This is a genomic window from Alicyclobacillus acidocaldarius subsp. acidocaldarius Tc-4-1 (genome assembly GCF_000219875.1).
GTDB classification, from domain to species: domain Bacteria; phylum Bacillota; class Bacilli; order Alicyclobacillales; family Alicyclobacillaceae; genus Alicyclobacillus; species Alicyclobacillus acidocaldarius_A.
Map to the genome: position 1 here is coordinate 2,165,072 of NC_017167.1, position 14,805 is coordinate 2,179,876.

Below are 14,805 nucleotides of genomic sequence, written 5' to 3' on the forward strand. Positions count from 1 at the left end.
ATGGCTTCCTCCCCGTATTCGGCATGCGCCCTTAGTGGATATCGTTTGCCAACGCCTGCGCCAAAATTTCAGCTTGCACGCGGTTGTGCACGTCCGGCGATCCTTCCGCCACGAAGCCCTGCTCGGGACGGCCGATATAACGGAGTTTCACCGACGCCGGAAGAAGTTCCTGCAACCTCGGCCGCATGAAGTTCCACGGCCCCTGGTTCTCGGGCTCCTCCTGGAGCCACACCACCTCTTGCAGGTTGGGATACGACGCGATCACGTCCTTCACGCGATCCGCCGGGAACGGGTACAACTGCTCGACGCGCGCGGTAGCCACGTGCGCGCACGCCTCCTCGCCCCGCTTGGACATCTCCGCGGCGAGATCGACGCCCACCTTGCCACTCGAGAGAATCAGGCGGCGAACCGCCTGCGCGCCCTCCCCGATCTTGGCGAAGTGAAGAACCGGCTGGAACCGGCCATTGGTCAGATCTTCCGGCTTCGAGGCCGCAAGCGGGTTCCTGAGCAAGCTCTTCGGCGTCATGATGACGAGCGGACGCGGGTTTTTGAGCCGTGCCGCCTGGCGCCGCAGCAGATGGAAGTACTGCGCGGAGGTCGTCACGTTCGCCACGACGATGTTGTTGCGAGCGGCGAGCTGCAGGAAGCGCTCCACGCGGCCACTCGAATGCTCGTGCGCTTGCCCCTCGAACCCGTGCGGCAAAAGCAGCACCAGCCCAGAGGTCTCCCCCCACTTCGACCGCGCGGCCACGATGAAGTTGTCAAAGAGGGGCTGACCGACGTTGGCGAAGTCGCCGTACTGCGCTTCCCACAACACGAGCGCGTCCTTGGCTTCCACCGAATAGCCGTATTCGAATCCGATCACGGCCGTCTCCGAGAGCGGACTGTTGTACACGACGAAGCTCGCCTTGGCTCCCGGCAGATGCTGGAGCGGAGCGTAGCGAGCATTGGTGTTCGCGTCGTGGAGCACGAGGTGGCGCTGACCAAACGTTCCGCGCTCCGAATCCTGGCCGGACATGCGGATGGGCGTGCCGGATCGCAGGATGGTTCCAAACGCCAAGGCTTCGGCGTGCGCCCAGTCGATGTCGCCTCCGTCGAGCGCGTCTCGGCGCCGCTCCAGGATACGCTTCAGCTTTGGGTACACGGTGAAGTCGGGCGGCGTCTCCAGGAGAGCCCGGTTGATCTCCTTCAGTTCCTCCAGAGGTACGGGACTTGCGTCCTCCGTGGGCTCCGAGAAGTCCGTGATGGCCGCAGGCGTGTGGATCTCCGGGTATTTCTTGTAGGCCTGCAGCAATTCCTCGTCGATGGCCTGATCGATTTTCTGCAGATCCGCTGCCGTGAACGCGCCCCGCGAGACGAGCTCGTTTGCGTAGATTTCCATCACAGTCGGATGGGAGGCGATTTTCGCGTACATCACCGGCTGCGTCATCGCGGGATCGTCCGACTCGTTGTGGCCCCAACGGCGATACCCGACGAGGTCAATCACGACGTCCTTCTGGAACGTCTCGCGATACAGGAAGGCGAGGCGTACCGCACGCAGGCAGGCTTCCGGATTGTCCGCGGAGACGTGAACCACCGGCAGATCGTAGCCTTTGGCGATGTCGCTCGCGTAACGCGTCGACCGGCCCTGCTCCGGGTCCGCGGTGAAACCGAGGTGGTTATTGGCGATGATGTGCACCGTTCCGCCGGTGTAATAGCCGGGGATCTTCGAGAAGTTGAGCGTCTCAGCCACGACACCCTCGCCAGTGAACGCGGCGTCCCCGTGAACCAGGATGGGAAACGCCTTGTGCACGTCCTGGACGGGCTGCCCGGGACGCGTGCGGTCGTCCTGCGCCGCGCGCGTCATGCCTTCGACGACGGGATCGACGAATTCCAGGTGGCTTGGATTGTTCGACAACACATACCGCGCCTTTCGGCCGTTCGCAGTCTCGAAAGTGCGCGTCCAGCCCATGTGGTACTTCACATCGCCGCCCCAGCCGAGCATGTACTCCGCGAGTTCCTCGTCCGAAGCCATGCCATTGCCGGCGTGGAACTCGGAGAAGATGCGCTCGTAGGGCTTCTTCAGCACGTGAGCGAGGACGTTCAATCGGCCGCGGTGTGCCATGCCGATGAAGACGTGATCGAAACCGGCGTCTACTGCCATCTTCGCAAGCGCATCCACCATGGGAACGAGCGCGTCGACACCTTCGACCGAGAACCGCTTCTGGCCTACGAAGCGCTTGTGCATGAACCGCTCGAACAGCTGCGCGCGCGCCAGCAACTCGTAAAGCGCCTTCGCTTCGTCCAGCGTGAGCGGCTGATGGAAACGCCGATTTTCAATCTGATCCTCGAACCACGCCCGTTCTTCGCGGCTCGAAAGATGGGCAAACTCGTAGCCGAGGTCACTGCAATACGCCTTCCGCAGCGCCTCGATGGCCGCGAGTGCGTTAGGCGCGGTTTGCGCGATGGGGCCTCCCACCACCGAAGCGGGTAGAGAGGCGAGATCGGCTTCCACAAGGCCGTACGTGGACGGCTCCAATTCGGGAGAACCTTCGGGAGCAAACAGCGGATCCGTATCCGCCGCAAGATGGCCGTTCGCGCGGATGGCTTGCGCCAGCTGGTAGGCCTTTGCCGCGGCCTCCAGCGTGCGAGGCGACAAAGCGGAAACCTGAGGTCCGAACACCGGTTGTGTCTCTATCGGTGAAGCAGATACCGCCTGAGCCGGATCCCCGTATTGCGCGAATAAGCTGCGCACGTCCTCCGGCACGGCGTTGGGATCCGCGAGATACTGTTCATACTGCTCAAGCAGGTAGGCCAAGTTCGGCCCTGAGAACTGATGCCAGAACGTCTGCAATGATCCAGGTTGTTCGTTCGCCATTGTGAACCCCTCTTCCACGCGCACTGGGCATGACGGAGCACCCGCTTGGGGCGCCTTGGGACACCCGGGGATCCCAAGCAGGAATTCCGGCCTGGTGTCAGAGAATGAATAGACGGGTAGGACAAACCCTATCCTTTTCCGATTTCTATGTATACCACAGTCGGAATTCCCGCGCAAAACTTCGCGCGCAAAGCACACAGACGGGAGCGAAGTTTCATTGAACGTTCAAGAGCGGCTCTCTCGAGTCCCCCTCGTCCGGCACGTCCTCACCGCTTGGGCGACGCACTGGATCATTGTGCTCATTGGGCTCCTCGGCCCGATTGGCGACGCGCCGGCCAGGCTCGCCGTCACTGGCACGTGGCTCGACAACTTCGTCCAGTGGGACAGCCAGTGGTTCGTGGACATCGCCCGCTACGGGTACGTGTTTCCCTTGACCGTGCAGAAGACGTTCATCCCGACGGGGAACTCCGTGCCCTTCGTCCCCTACGACAAAGCGGCTGCCTTCCTGCCCGGGCTGCCCATCCTCGTTCACGCGCTCGGCATCGAAGGCGCGTGGGTGCTCACCAATCTGCTGTTTCTTCTGGATCTCGTGCTCGCCTACACCATCGCGGAGCAAGAATGGAAGGGCGCGGGGTTTCCAGCGGCCATGCTGCTCGCCGCCAACCCGTGCGCCATCATCTTCAGTTCGCTTTATACCGAGACGTACACGTTGACGGCATTTCTTGTCATCCTCTGGGGCCTTCAGCGCCCACGGGACAAGCGGCGCCTGGCCGCGGCCTGCCTCGGCGCCTTCCTCGCCCCATCCTTTCACGATCTCGGCGCATTCGCCATTCTGTTTGTCCTGAGACTGGTCAGATTCCGCCGCTTCCTCGCGGCCATGGGCTTCACGGCCTCCTTCTGCATCACGCCCGCAGCCTATGCGCTCTATATGTGGCACCGGTTTGGCACGCCATTCGCAATCTTCGCAGCCGAATCGAGCTGGCACCGCCATTGGACTTGGCCATTTGTCAACGTGCGGGACGCCCTGGCCGAGCGCGCGTTCACCTCGGTGGGCCTCGTCACCGTATTCGTCGTAGGACTCCTCTGCGTGCAAGGCGGACTGGCCATCTGGCGAGATCGCTTTCTTTTGGCGCCCCAAGATGGCAGAATTATCGATAGTCTGGAAAGCGGTCTGTGGATGTGGGGCTTGGCAGTCATCGATCTTTGCGCCAACATGCCGCACAATCCGCTCGAGAGCACGCTCCGCTTCGCTGCCGTCGCGTATCCCGCGGCCGCCGGCATCGCCCGCAGCTTCGTCCAGCGCCCCACTGCGCCGCTCTATTGGATGGTGTTTTCGGCGTTCGCCACGGTGGGGACGCTCGGCGCAGGGTTGTTCAGTCACGGATGGTTCTTCCAGTGAGCGTGGCAGGCGCCATCGAAGGATACAGAAAGGAAGGAATGACATGCACGAGACGTGGACGTCGGAATCGGTCGCGCAGGCAAAGCCGGACCTCGACGCCGTCATCCGAGAAGTGTGCCATTGCGTCGTGGGCCAAGATCAGGCCGTGAAGTTGCTCGTCGCCGCGTGCCTTGCCGGAGGCCACGCGCTCCTTGAAGACGTACCCGGAACAGGCAAGACAAAACTCGCCTCCTCCCTCGCTGCTGCGCTCGGGCTGTCGTTCGCCCGGGTGCAGGGTACGCCGGATCTCCTCCCCGCGGACGTCATCGGAACCACGGTGTACCATCCGCGCGAGGAGGCGTTCCGGTTCCACCCGGGTCCCATCTTCACGCAAGTCCTGTTGTTTGACGAGATCAACCGGGCCACTCCCCGTACGCAGTCGGCGCTTCTTCAGGCGATGGCCGAACGCGCGGTGACCGTCGACGGCGAAGAGAGACCCCTGCCGCGGCCGTTCTTTGTCCTCGCGACCGCGAATCCCGTCGAGTCGCAGGGCGTCTTCCCCCTCCCCGAGGCGGAACTCGACCGGTTCCTCGTGCAGGTATCCCTCGGGTATCTGCCGGAATCCCTCGAGATTGAGATGGTCAAGCGCGTCATGGCCGAAGGGGCGGACGGCCCTGCCCCGGCCCCCGTCCTTGGCGCCGACCGGCTTGTCAAGCTGCAACACATGACCCAGAGGGTCTTCGTGCACGACGACGTGGTGCGCTACGCCGTATCGCTCGCCAGGCGCACGCGCGATCACGACCAAATCTCCCTCGGTGCAAGCCCTCGGTCGGCTGTGTGGCTCGTGCGGCTCTCGCAGGCGCTCGCCCTCCTCGCGGGGCGGCACTTCGTCACTCCCGACGACGTTCAAGAGGCGTTTGTTCCTGTGATGCGCCACCGACTCGTGTATGACATCGCGTGGGCGGATCGCGGGGAGCGAGATCGTCTCCTCGAATCCATCCTCGGCGACACGCCGGTGCCGCACGAACGCGAAGTGAGTTCGCCGTGATCTGGCTGTGGCTTCCCTTGCTCATCGTGATGGCCCTTTGGCTATGGCCGCGCGCATTTGCTCGCGCAGTCTCGGGGCGCGTCGAGGGCTTCCTGACCGCCAGCCGCGCGGAGATGAACCCCGGTGATGAAGTGAGTCTCTGCGTGACGCTCGTCAATCGGTCCTGGATGCCCATCCCCTTGGCCGAGGTCGAGATCGAGCTGCCGCCACAGCTGTCCTTTCATTGCGAACAAGCGTCGCGCCTTGGGCGTGTGGCGCTCTCCGTCCTCCCACGTCGCCAAGCAGACATCGAGTTCCGCGCGTACGCTTGGCGTCGGGGCCCAGCCCACCCCGTTCAGGCGCGCGCGGCACTCAGCGAGGGATTAGGCCTCCTCGACACCCACATCGCCCTGGACAACCGGGTGTCCCTCGCGGTGCGGCCCCGCCAACTACGCGTGGGACCACACTTTCCATTCGCCCCTTCCGGGTGGATGACCCGCGAATCCCGCGCGTTTCCTGATGAGACCGCGCTGCGCAGCGTGCGACCCTACGTCATGGGCGATCCTGTCCGCCACATCCACTGGCGCGCATCGGCGCGGCTCGGCCAACTGATGGTCAAGGAATTTTTCACCACCGAGGCGCCGGACTGGGCCATCGTCCTGAGCGCCCAGGCGACCGATCCTTATTGGGCGGGCGCGCTCCATCCCGACACGTTTGACGCCATGTGCGAGCAGGCGCTCGCCATCGCGCAGTGGCTCACGCGCGGCGGCGGGCGCGTGGATTTCGCCACCAACGCCGCCTGTGGGAATCGGCAGCGGGCGACCATCGCGTGGCTCTCTGCAGAGGGCGTCGCATCCCTGCTCGCGCACGCCCAGCCCATCGCGACGTGCGATCTCGACGCGCTGGCGACCGCATTGGCGCGATCCCCTTCGTCGCCGCGGCACTGGATTGTCCTGAGCCCACGCGCAGAGGGCGCCGCAAAAAGCTGGACGTCCCGTTTTGGGGTTCAGGTCACATGGATTTCGGCCCGTCCATCCGCGGAAGAAGATCGTCAAGACGCAACCGTGGAGGCTTCACACGATGCGAACAGGTAATCGCGGCAGCTTTCAATCAGGGAGGCGGTCGTACATCGGCCTCGCGGACGCGCCTCTCACCTTTCGCGCGTTGATGAGTGGATCTCAGGGGATGATGGCCGCGTGGGCCATCGCGAGCTTGTTCTGGAGTCGCTCGGGTGACTTCGGGGATCTCATCTGGCTCACCGTTTCGGCATGGGCGTCGAGCGCCTGTGCGGCCGCCGCGGCGCGGCGCCCCGCTCCACAGGCCGCTGCCCTTGGCGCCGTCGCAGGAGCGGTGTGCAGCGCAGCGGGCTTTGTTCCGCTTCACCGGCCGGGCTGGCTCGCCGCAGGCATCGCTGCATCCATCCTCGCCGCAGCACTGTGGCTCCCCTTCGCGACCTACGGCGACATCGCCCTCGCGAGTCGCGGCTTAGTTCGCGCCGCGACCGGGATCGTCGTGACGGGCTGGGTGACCTACCTCGTCTTCGTACGGCCGCTGGCCGCGCCGACCCCTGCAGGGCAAGCCGTGGCCACGGCTTATCCGTGCCTCACCATGCTCGCAGCCGTGGCGACGGCGCGGGCCGCGCATCGGCTGACTTACGGCTCGCGCTTGGAACGCGCATGGTTTGCGCCCATCGCGCTCGCCGTGGCCTTCCGCGACGTGCCTGTCCGGTTGCTCAAGGCGGTCGTCCGCCTGTCCATCACGACGGCCGGCCTGGTCGCAGCGGGTGCGGCGCTCGTGGCCATTTTGCCCCGAATCGCTCGACCACGCGCCGTGACAGGCAGGCCGACCGCGGCAAACCACCCGCCGCTCGGGCTCCGGCAGCCCGCGGCCGCGGCGCACACGGCCGTCCCCATGCCGCTCGTGTTGACCGCAGCCGCCGTCGCCGTGGCCCTGCTCGTGGCGCTAGGGTGGATGGCGCGCGGGCTCGTTCGAAACCGCGAGCTTTCGCGCACCCCAGAGGCTGTTCCTTCGCGCATCACCCAGCGGCGAATTGAAGATGGGTTTCGGCTCGTGCCCACATCCGAGCCCGTGCGCGTCCGCATGCAGCAGCGCTTGCGCGCCTGGCACCGCACAGGGCACACCCTCGCACGAGCCGAGACCATCCGCTCGTTGGTCGGCCGCCTGCCCGACGAACTTCGGGATCCGGGCGATCCGGCCCTACTCCGCGCGTATGAGCAGATCCGTTACGGCCCGGACGAGCCGTAGAACGCGCGGATGACCGTGAGCGCCTCGTCCGCCTCCCACGCGTACCGAGGCACGTCCGCCGGGATGACGAGCGCATCCCCCGCCTTCACGGGCAGACGCATCTCCTCGCCCTCCGCGACACAGCGAAGGTGCCCCGATCCTTCCACCACCATCGCGCAGTCCGGATTCCCGCGCACGCCCTGTTCCATCTCGGCGGCTCGTTGCGCCACGCGGACGCGATCGATCGTGAAATACGGGCACGAGACCAGTCGCACCATTTCAAACCCGGGTTCGTCCACCACCGCCATCGGCTTTGGCTCGGGCGGCTCTGTGCCGTAGGCGATCACGTCCGCCGCCTTTTCGATGTGCAGCTCGCGCGGTTTGCCGTTGGCATCGACCCGATCCCAGTCGTACACGCGGTACGTCACGTCGGAGGTCTGCTGCACCTCGAGCACCTTGGTGCCCCGGAGCAACGCGTGCAGCGTGCGGGACGGCACAAAGACGAGATCGCCCTTCCGAATGGGGCGATAGGTCAAGTAATCGCGCACCCGGCCCTCCCGCACGGCGCGAAGGTAGGTCTCCCGGTCGGGGAACGAGTGGCCGAGAATCACCCGCCCGTCCGGCGGAGCGTCGAGCACGTACCAGGCCTCCGTCTTGCCGGCGTCGCCCTCGTGGGCTTCCGCGTAGGCGTCGTCCGGATGGACCTGAACCGACAGATCATCGTGGGCTTCGATGAACTTGACGAGCAGCGGAAACCGCTTCTGGGGCGAGTGCCGGCCGAGATAGGCTTCCGGATAGGTCTCGACCAACTCCTGCAGCGTCTTGCCATCGAGCGGGCCGCCATCCACCACGCTCATGCCGTTCGGATGTGCGGAGATCACCCAGTATTCGCCGATGGGGCGATCCGTCGTTACCCCAAACATCGGCTTCAACTCATCGCCGCCCCAGATCCGCTCCATGGCGACCGGCTTACATTTTACAGGCCACATGTTGATCCCTCCTCTTCCAGGCCTTTCAGTTCCGGCACGATATACGCATCCTTCGGCCGGCCCTCTAGCACGGCAATCAAGTTGTCGATGGCGAGATCGAGCATGGCGGTTCTCGTCGCTTGCGTCGCCGAGCCGATGTGAGGCACACAGACGACGTTGGAAAGAGAGAGGAGAGGGTGATCCGATGGAACGGGCTCCTGGCGATACACGTCGAGCCCAGCGCCGCGGATCCAACCTTCGCGCAAGGCTTGAACCAATGCGTCCTCATCCACCGTCTTTCCACGCGAAAGGTTGATGAAGATGGCGCTTGGTTTCATCAACCTGAATCTATCCTGGTTCATGAGGTTCTCGGTCTCCGGTGTGAGCGGCGTCAGCAAGACCACGAAGTCTGAAGCCTGAAGGAGATCCGGCAGGTCCGCGTAGCGCGCGCCGAACGCCTGCTCCACGTCGTCGTGGCGGGATCGCGCGTGGTATAGGATGTTCATGGAGAATCCGAACTTCGCGCGTTTGGCGAGCGCGCGGCCGATGCGGCCCATGCCCACGATGCCGAGCGTCCGGTGATGCACGTCGACGCCGTAGAGGACCTCTTCGTCGCCCTTCTTCCAGTCGCCTCTGCGGACGTAGGCGTCCAACTCGACAATGCGGCGGGCCACTGCGAGCATGAGCGCCATGCCGAGATCGGCGACGGTGTCGTCGAGCACATGCGGCGTATGTGCGCCGAGGATGCGCCGCCTCCGCATGGCGGCGAGGTCGAAATGATCATAGCCCACGGAGGCCGTGGATGCCACCTTGAGATGCGGCGCCTGTTCGAGGAGCGTCTCGTCGACGCGCGTGCCGAATGTGATGAGCCCCACGGCGTCGTGAAGCGCAGAGAACAGTTCGGCCTGCGAGAACCGCTGACCTTCCTGCGGGCAAGCCACGTCGCCGAAGCGGGACAGCTTCTCGCGTTGCGCCGCGCTGAGCGGCTTGGTGGAAACAATGCTTGCCATATGCGCCCTCCCTTTGAATGCCGTTGCCAGTTTCACTGTACCTTGAACGGCGACTCGAAGAAAGGGCTTCTCAATCGCGCTGGATCGTGGTTTACTGAAAAACGATGGGGTATGGATTCCGTCAAGAGGGTGAGAACCATTTGGACAACCCGTCCATCTGTTCCTATTGCGTCGATTACGCGCTGAACGAACTGAAAGACGAGCTGGTGAAGAAGCGATTCGAACGCCACCTCGCCACGTGCCCAGCGTGTCGCCGCGATGTCGCGGAGTTTCGCGAGCTCATCACAATGTTTCAGCCGAAGGGACAGGCCGATGAAGAACACGCATCGAAGAAGACGACCGTGAGGAGCGCGCAGATTATTGCCTTTCCCGCGCAACCCAAGGAGGACTTGCAGCCTATCTCGGCCAAGGGGTATGTGCGGCGCAAACGGCTCACCGCCCTCAGCCTGAGCTTTGCGCTTCTCCTCATGAGCTTCGTAAGCCTCGCGGGCGATCACGGCCGATACTCGAAGGCGTTTGGCACCTCTGCGTGGCACAGGATTTCGCACGTGTCTCGGGCCATCGTGCATCGAGGCGAGGAAATCACGGACAAGTGGCATTGGAAGAAGGGCCTGTTGTAGTCAGCGGCGGCGGATCTCCTCAAGGGAGAACCGCCGCCTTTGCTCTCGATACTCGCCCTTCCTCGGTGGAACGTGCATGGACCGGCGGACGATGACATCTTCCGCTCAGGCCGCCGTGCCCGCCGACGCCTCCCGAACGCTCCTCTCACCGAGATCCGAGCTATCCGCCATGCGCGAGAGCGCGTACACCGCCATCCACACGAGCGCAAAGCCCACCCACTGGGCCGCATGCACCGTCTGATTCAAGAATAGCGCGTTCACCGCGAGTCCCGTGGCCGGAAACGCGAGCTCCGCCAACGTGGCATACGAAGCCTTGACGCCACCAAGCCCCCGATAGTACACCAACAGGCTGAGCAGGCTCGGCACCACCGTCTGGTAGATCAGGTTGCCCATCACAGCCCAGTGCCCCAAGCCGTCTGCCACCCGGGACCAGTTCGGGTGACCGAAGAGGGTGAGCGCCACGAGAAGCGGCAGCGCGGATCCGAAGCGAAGGGCCGTCATCGTGGGAAACGAAACCTTTCGCATCACGCGCTTGCCCATGACGGTGGATCCGCCCCACAGAAACGCCGCCCCGAGCGCACACAAGCCGGCCCACGCGCTCGCATGGGTCAAGGAGGGCCATGTGAAGCCGAAGGTCAGGATGTACGCGCCTATGAGAGCCACCGCGAACCACGGCCAATACGCGCGCCGGACCCGCTCGCCCAGCACGATGGCGGCCAACAACAGCGCGAACACCGGCTGAAGCTTCTGCAAAAGCAGGACCTCATTCACGGCGTCGGATCGGATGCCCACGGCGAGCCCGACGTTGAACAGGATGGAGGCCACGGCCGAGCCGCCCCACGCGACAAACAGGACGGCGAGCCAATCCGCGGCGCCGAGCTCCAGCCATTCCCGCCGCCTGCGGACGAGCACCGGGATCGCGTAAAGCGCGAGCAACACGTGCTCGAAGCAGACGATTTCAATCGACGTGAACCAGTGCTGAAGCGCGAGAATGAAAAGCGCGTCGAGCCCCCACAGCGCGGCTCCGCACGCGATGAGCCAGAGCGAACCGTGGTTGCTCGCGCGAGACGAAGTGGATAAGTCCTTCACAGGGCGTCCCTCCGCGTTCTATCGTTTCTCCGGAGGAACCCTGGGAGCACATGGAGAACTGGGTGCCGCAAACGCGCGAAGCCCCGAGGAACCTTCGTCCCCCGGGGCTGTTGGACCGCAACAAGACACGGCGTACGCCACGAGCGCACACCGAAGGCTGTCTCTCACAGCCATGACGGCGCACCTGCGCGCTGCGACCACCGCGAACCTTCTCCCATCCGGACTTTCACCGTCGGCTTTGGAATCTCACCAAATCCGTCGCCACAACGTGGCGAGTCGCGGGCTTAGGCCAAAGGCCATCACCGCCGGTCGGGAATTTCACCCTGCCCCGAAGGTTCCTGTTCACTTGTCGCCATTGTACTGCAAATTCGTAAGTCCGTGCAAGGCCGTCCGCTCAGCGGTACTCCACGTTTTCCCACGACCTCGACGCCGCGGCCTTCTCGACTGCCTCCAACACACATTGATTGCGAACGCCGTCCTCGAAGTCGGGCTTCACAGGCTGGTCTTCGACCAAACCCTTGAAAAACGCGCCAAACAGGTTCAAAAACGTGTGCTCGTAGCCGATGATGTGCCCCGCGGGCCAGTACCGCTCCGCGTACGGGTGTAAGGGTTCCGTGCAGTTGATGCGGCGGAACCCTTGCAATCCCGGCTCGTCGCTGTGGAAGTAGACCTCGAGCCAGTTCATGTCCTCGAGGTTCCAGCGAAGAGATCCCTTCTCGCCGTTAATCTCGAACTGATTGCCGTTTCGATGCCCGCCCGCGAAGCGCGTGGCCTCGAACACGCCCATCGCCCCGTTGTCGAAGCGGGCGAGGAAGGCCACGGCGTCGTCCACGTCGACGTGCCCCGTGCCGCCAGACGCTCTCGCCTCAAGCCCGCCGGCCATCTCGCCCAGGGGCCGCTCCTTGATAAACGTCTCCATGCAAGCCGCGACTTCGCGGATTTCGCCGACCAAAAACCGGGCGAGATCCAGAATGTGCGCCGCGATGTCGCCGAGCGCTCCCGATCCCGTCACGTCCTTGCGCAGGCGCCACACGAGCGGAAAGTCGGGGTCCATGATCCAGTCCTGCAGATACTGCGCCCGCACGTGGTAGATCCGCCCCAGGCGCCCGTCGTCGATCAGCCGCTTCGCGAACTGTACAGCCGGCGCGTACCGGTAATTGTGGCACACGAGGTGACGGACACCTGCCGCCTGCACCGCGTTGCGCATGCGGACAGCCTCGTCCACCGTCATGGCGAGCGGTTTCTCGCAGATCACGTGCTTGCCGTGCTCCGCCGCGGCGATGGCGATCTCGGCGTGCGCGTTGTTCGGCGTCACGATGTCGATCACGTCGATGTCGTCGCGCTCCACCAACCGCCGCCAGTCCGTCTCGTACGACGCGAAGCCGTACGCCTCGGCCGCCCGCCGAAGCGGCTCCTCACTCCGCCCGGCGATGGCCTGCAGCACCGGCGTGACGGGGAGCTCGTCGAAAAAGAAGTCGAGGTCTCGATACGCGTGGCTGTGGGCTTTGCCCATGAATTGATAGCCCACCATGCCGATTCGAATCGAACGCTTCGGCATCCCGATTCCTCCTATCCCCGCCTACAGCCTCACGGGTTCGCCCCGCTCCGCGGATTCGTAGAGGCCGTTCAAGATGCGCTGCAGCTTGACCCCCTGCTCGGCCGTGGACAGCGGCGGCTCGCCCGTCAGGCACGCGTCAACCCAGCGGCGGATCTCGCGCTCATAGGGCGAGATTTCCGGCAAGTACGCAGGCGTGACGTCGATGAGCGCGCCGTGCTTCTCCTGGTAGATTTCGAGCGGGAAGACGTTGGCGCCGCCCACATCGCCCATCAACTTCACATTCATGACGTCGCGCTCCTTCACGTTCGCCGCGAACGCCGACTCGATGACGAGCGTCGCCCCATTCGCGAATTGAATCATGCCGCGCGCCATGTCTTCCACGGTGAAGTGTTCCCAATCCCAGTCGCCGAGAAGCCCGACGCCCTTGCGCGTGCCGAGCTTTTGATACGTTGCCCCCCACACCATCGTCGGCTCGGGGTAGCCCATGAGGTACAGCGCCGTGTCGAGCATGTGGCAGCCGATGTCGATGAGCGGCCCGCCGCCCTGCAGCTCCTTGTTCGTGAACACGCCCCAGCCCGGGATGCCGCGGCGCCGCACCGCGATGGCCGTGCCGGCGTAGATCTCGCCGAGCTCCCCTGCGTCGATGAACCGCTTCAGGCAGTCCACCTCGCTCGTGTGCCGATAGTGGAACCCGTACGACAGGTGTCTCCCGCTCTTCTTCGCCGCTTCCGCCATCGCCTGCGCCTCTTCCACCGTCATGGCCGGCGGCTTCTCACACAGCACGTGACAGCCCGCCTCGAGCGCCTTCACTGTCGCATCCTTGTGGAATTTGTTGGGTGTGCAGACGCTCACCACGTCGAGCTCTGCCTTTTCCAGCATCTCATCCACGGTCTTGAAAAAGTGCGGAATGCCCCACCGCTTGGCCGCCTCTTCCGCGCGATCTACCGCCACATCGCAGACGGCCACGATTTCCACCTGTTCTCCGCACTTCTTGTAATTGGGGATATGCACCTGCTGGGCAATGCCGCCCGCCCCCACGATACCGACGCGAATCTTGTCTGTCACTTCGATGTCCTCCTCTTAGGCCCACCACATCTGCTGAAGTTTTTCGCGGATCACGAGCGGCCGCAAAAACGCGACGGCCTTCTGGAATCCCTCTTCGATGGACATGAGGCTGTCCTCGTGCTCGATGGAGATGACACCGTCGTACCCGTTCATCTGCAGGGCGCTCAAAAGATCCGCCCAGGTCTGCTGATCGTGTCCATAGCCTACCGTGCGGAAGATCCAGGCCCGTTTCAGCTCCTCGCGGTACGGCTTCGTGTCGAGCACGCCGTCGCGCGCCACGTTGTGCTTGTTGAAGCCCGTGTCCTTCGCGTGCACGTGGAAGATGCACCGGTGCGGCGCGAGGGCATGCACAGCCTCGACGGGATCAATCCCCTGCCAGAACATGTGGCTCGGATCAAAGTTGATGCCGATTTGCTCGCCGCACGCCTCGCGCAGGCGCAGGAGCGTCTCTCCGTTATACACCACGAACCCAGGGTGCGCCTCGATGGCGATGCGCACGCCGTGATCGGCCGCGAACCGGTTCATCTCCGTCCAGTACGGAATGACTTTCTCCTTCCACTGCCACTCGAGCACGCGCGAATACTCCTCTGGCCACGGGCAGGTGACCCAGACGGGATTCTCCGAGCGCTCCGATTCTCCGGGGCAGCCGGAGAACGTGACGACCGTCTTCACGCCGAGTTCCGCGGCCAACCGGATGGTCTCGCGCAGCTCCTGATCCGCCTTCTGGCGCACCTCCGCGTTCGGATGGAGCGGATTGTTGTGGCACGAGAGCGCCGAGATCTCGAGCCCGCGCGAGGTGATGGCGTTGAGGAATGCGGACCGCTTCTCCGGAGAGGCTAGGAGCGCTTCCCGATCGCAGTGCGCGTTTCCGGGGTAACCGCCTGTGCCGATCTCGACCGCATCCACGCCCGCCGCGGCGACGTGATCGAGCATCTCTTCGAACGGCATTTGGCTGAAGAGCACGGTGAAAATGCCGAGTTTCATACAAC

At 64.2% G+C, this 14,805-nt stretch carries 12 protein-coding genes and 1 riboswitch; of the genes, 5 read left to right on the forward strand and 7 right to left on the reverse strand.

Annotated features, from left to right (window positions below; genetic code table 11):
- Window positions 1-31 precede the first annotated feature (31 nt).
- Window positions 32-2,857: a 2-oxoglutarate dehydrogenase E1 component gene (locus TC41_RS10405; RefSeq protein WP_049784358.1), complete on the reverse strand. Its 2,826-nt coding sequence runs from the start codon at window positions 2,855-2,857 to the stop codon at window positions 32-34.
- Between the two features lie 217 nt (window positions 2,858-3,074).
- Here TC41_RS10405 and TC41_RS10410 point away from each other — a divergent pair, with 217 nt between their 5' ends.
- From TC41_RS10410 to TC41_RS10425, 4 genes are read left to right on the forward strand one after another with little or no spacing between them, the layout of a single operon-like run.
- Complete coding sequence (locus tag TC41_RS10410) at window positions 3,075-4,256, forward strand: mannosyltransferase family protein (protein ID WP_041695335.1); 1,182 nt, start codon at window positions 3,075-3,077, stop codon at window positions 4,254-4,256.
- A gap of 43 nt (window positions 4,257-4,299) precedes the next feature.
- The gene (locus TC41_RS10415) at window positions 4,300-5,283 is read left to right on the forward strand and encodes an AAA family ATPase (RefSeq protein ID WP_014465012.1); all 984 of its coding nucleotides are present in this window, start codon (window positions 4,300-4,302) and stop codon (window positions 5,281-5,283) included.
- Entirely contained in the window at window positions 5,280-6,356 is a 1,077-nt protein-coding gene (locus TC41_RS10420; RefSeq protein WP_014465013.1) for a DUF58 domain-containing protein, read from the forward strand. Before TC41_RS10415 ends, TC41_RS10420 begins: the two co-directional genes overlap by 4 nt.
- Window positions 6,343-7,527: a hypothetical protein gene (locus TC41_RS10425; protein ID WP_041695336.1), complete on the forward strand. Its 1,185-nt coding sequence runs from the start codon at window positions 6,343-6,345 to the stop codon at window positions 7,525-7,527. Before TC41_RS10420 ends, TC41_RS10425 begins: the two co-directional genes overlap by 14 nt.
- On the opposite strand, the gene TC41_RS10430 is transcribed toward TC41_RS10425, so the two are convergent.
- Both TC41_RS10430 and TC41_RS10435 read right to left on the reverse strand, forming a co-directional pair.
- Window positions 7,506-8,495, reverse strand: a complete 990-nt coding sequence (locus tag TC41_RS10430; protein ID WP_041695337.1) for a type I phosphomannose isomerase catalytic subunit — start codon at window positions 8,493-8,495, stop codon at window positions 7,506-7,508. The genes TC41_RS10425 and TC41_RS10430 overlap by 22 nt on opposite strands.
- Window positions 8,483-9,484 (reverse strand): 2-hydroxyacid dehydrogenase, encoded by a 1,002-nt coding sequence (locus TC41_RS10435; protein WP_014465016.1) that lies wholly within the window; start codon window positions 9,482-9,484, stop codon window positions 8,483-8,485. The genes TC41_RS10430 and TC41_RS10435 overlap by 13 nt, the downstream gene beginning before the upstream one ends.
- A 104-nt stretch (window positions 9,485-9,588) precedes the next feature.
- On the opposite strand from TC41_RS10435, the gene TC41_RS10440 reads away from it, so the two are divergent.
- Window positions 9,589-10,104: an anti-sigma factor family protein gene (locus TC41_RS10440; protein ID WP_014465017.1), complete on the forward strand. Its 516-nt coding sequence runs from the start codon at window positions 9,589-9,591 to the stop codon at window positions 10,102-10,104.
- 105 nt (window positions 10,105-10,209) lie between these two features.
- Here the strand turns inward: TC41_RS10440 and TC41_RS10445 are convergent, their stop codons facing one another.
- The 4 genes from TC41_RS10445 to TC41_RS10460 form a co-directional block, all read right to left on the reverse strand.
- A complete protein-coding gene (locus tag TC41_RS10445) occupies window positions 10,210-11,193 on the reverse strand; it encodes a DMT family transporter (protein ID WP_014465018.1) in 984 nt (327 codons plus the stop codon).
- A gap of 202 nt (window positions 11,194-11,395) precedes the next feature.
- Window positions 11,396-11,533, reverse strand: a riboswitch (FMN riboswitch).
- Window positions 11,534-11,587: 54 nt separating this feature from the next.
- The gene (locus TC41_RS10450) at window positions 11,588-12,751 is read right to left on the reverse strand and encodes a Gfo/Idh/MocA family protein (protein WP_014465019.1); all 1,164 of its coding nucleotides are present in this window, start codon (window positions 12,749-12,751) and stop codon (window positions 11,588-11,590) included.
- Window positions 12,752-12,772: 21 nt separating this feature from the next.
- Window positions 12,773-13,816 (reverse strand): Gfo/Idh/MocA family protein, encoded by a 1,044-nt coding sequence (locus TC41_RS10455; protein ID WP_014465020.1) that lies wholly within the window; start codon window positions 13,814-13,816, stop codon window positions 12,773-12,775.
- A gap of 15 nt (window positions 13,817-13,831) precedes the next feature.
- Window positions 13,832-14,800 carry a sugar phosphate isomerase/epimerase family protein gene (locus tag TC41_RS10460; RefSeq protein ID WP_014465021.1) on the reverse strand — a complete coding sequence of 323 codons (969 nt, stop codon included), beginning with the start codon at window positions 14,798-14,800 and terminating at the stop codon, window positions 13,832-13,834.
- Window positions 14,801-14,805: the final 5 nt, after the last annotated feature.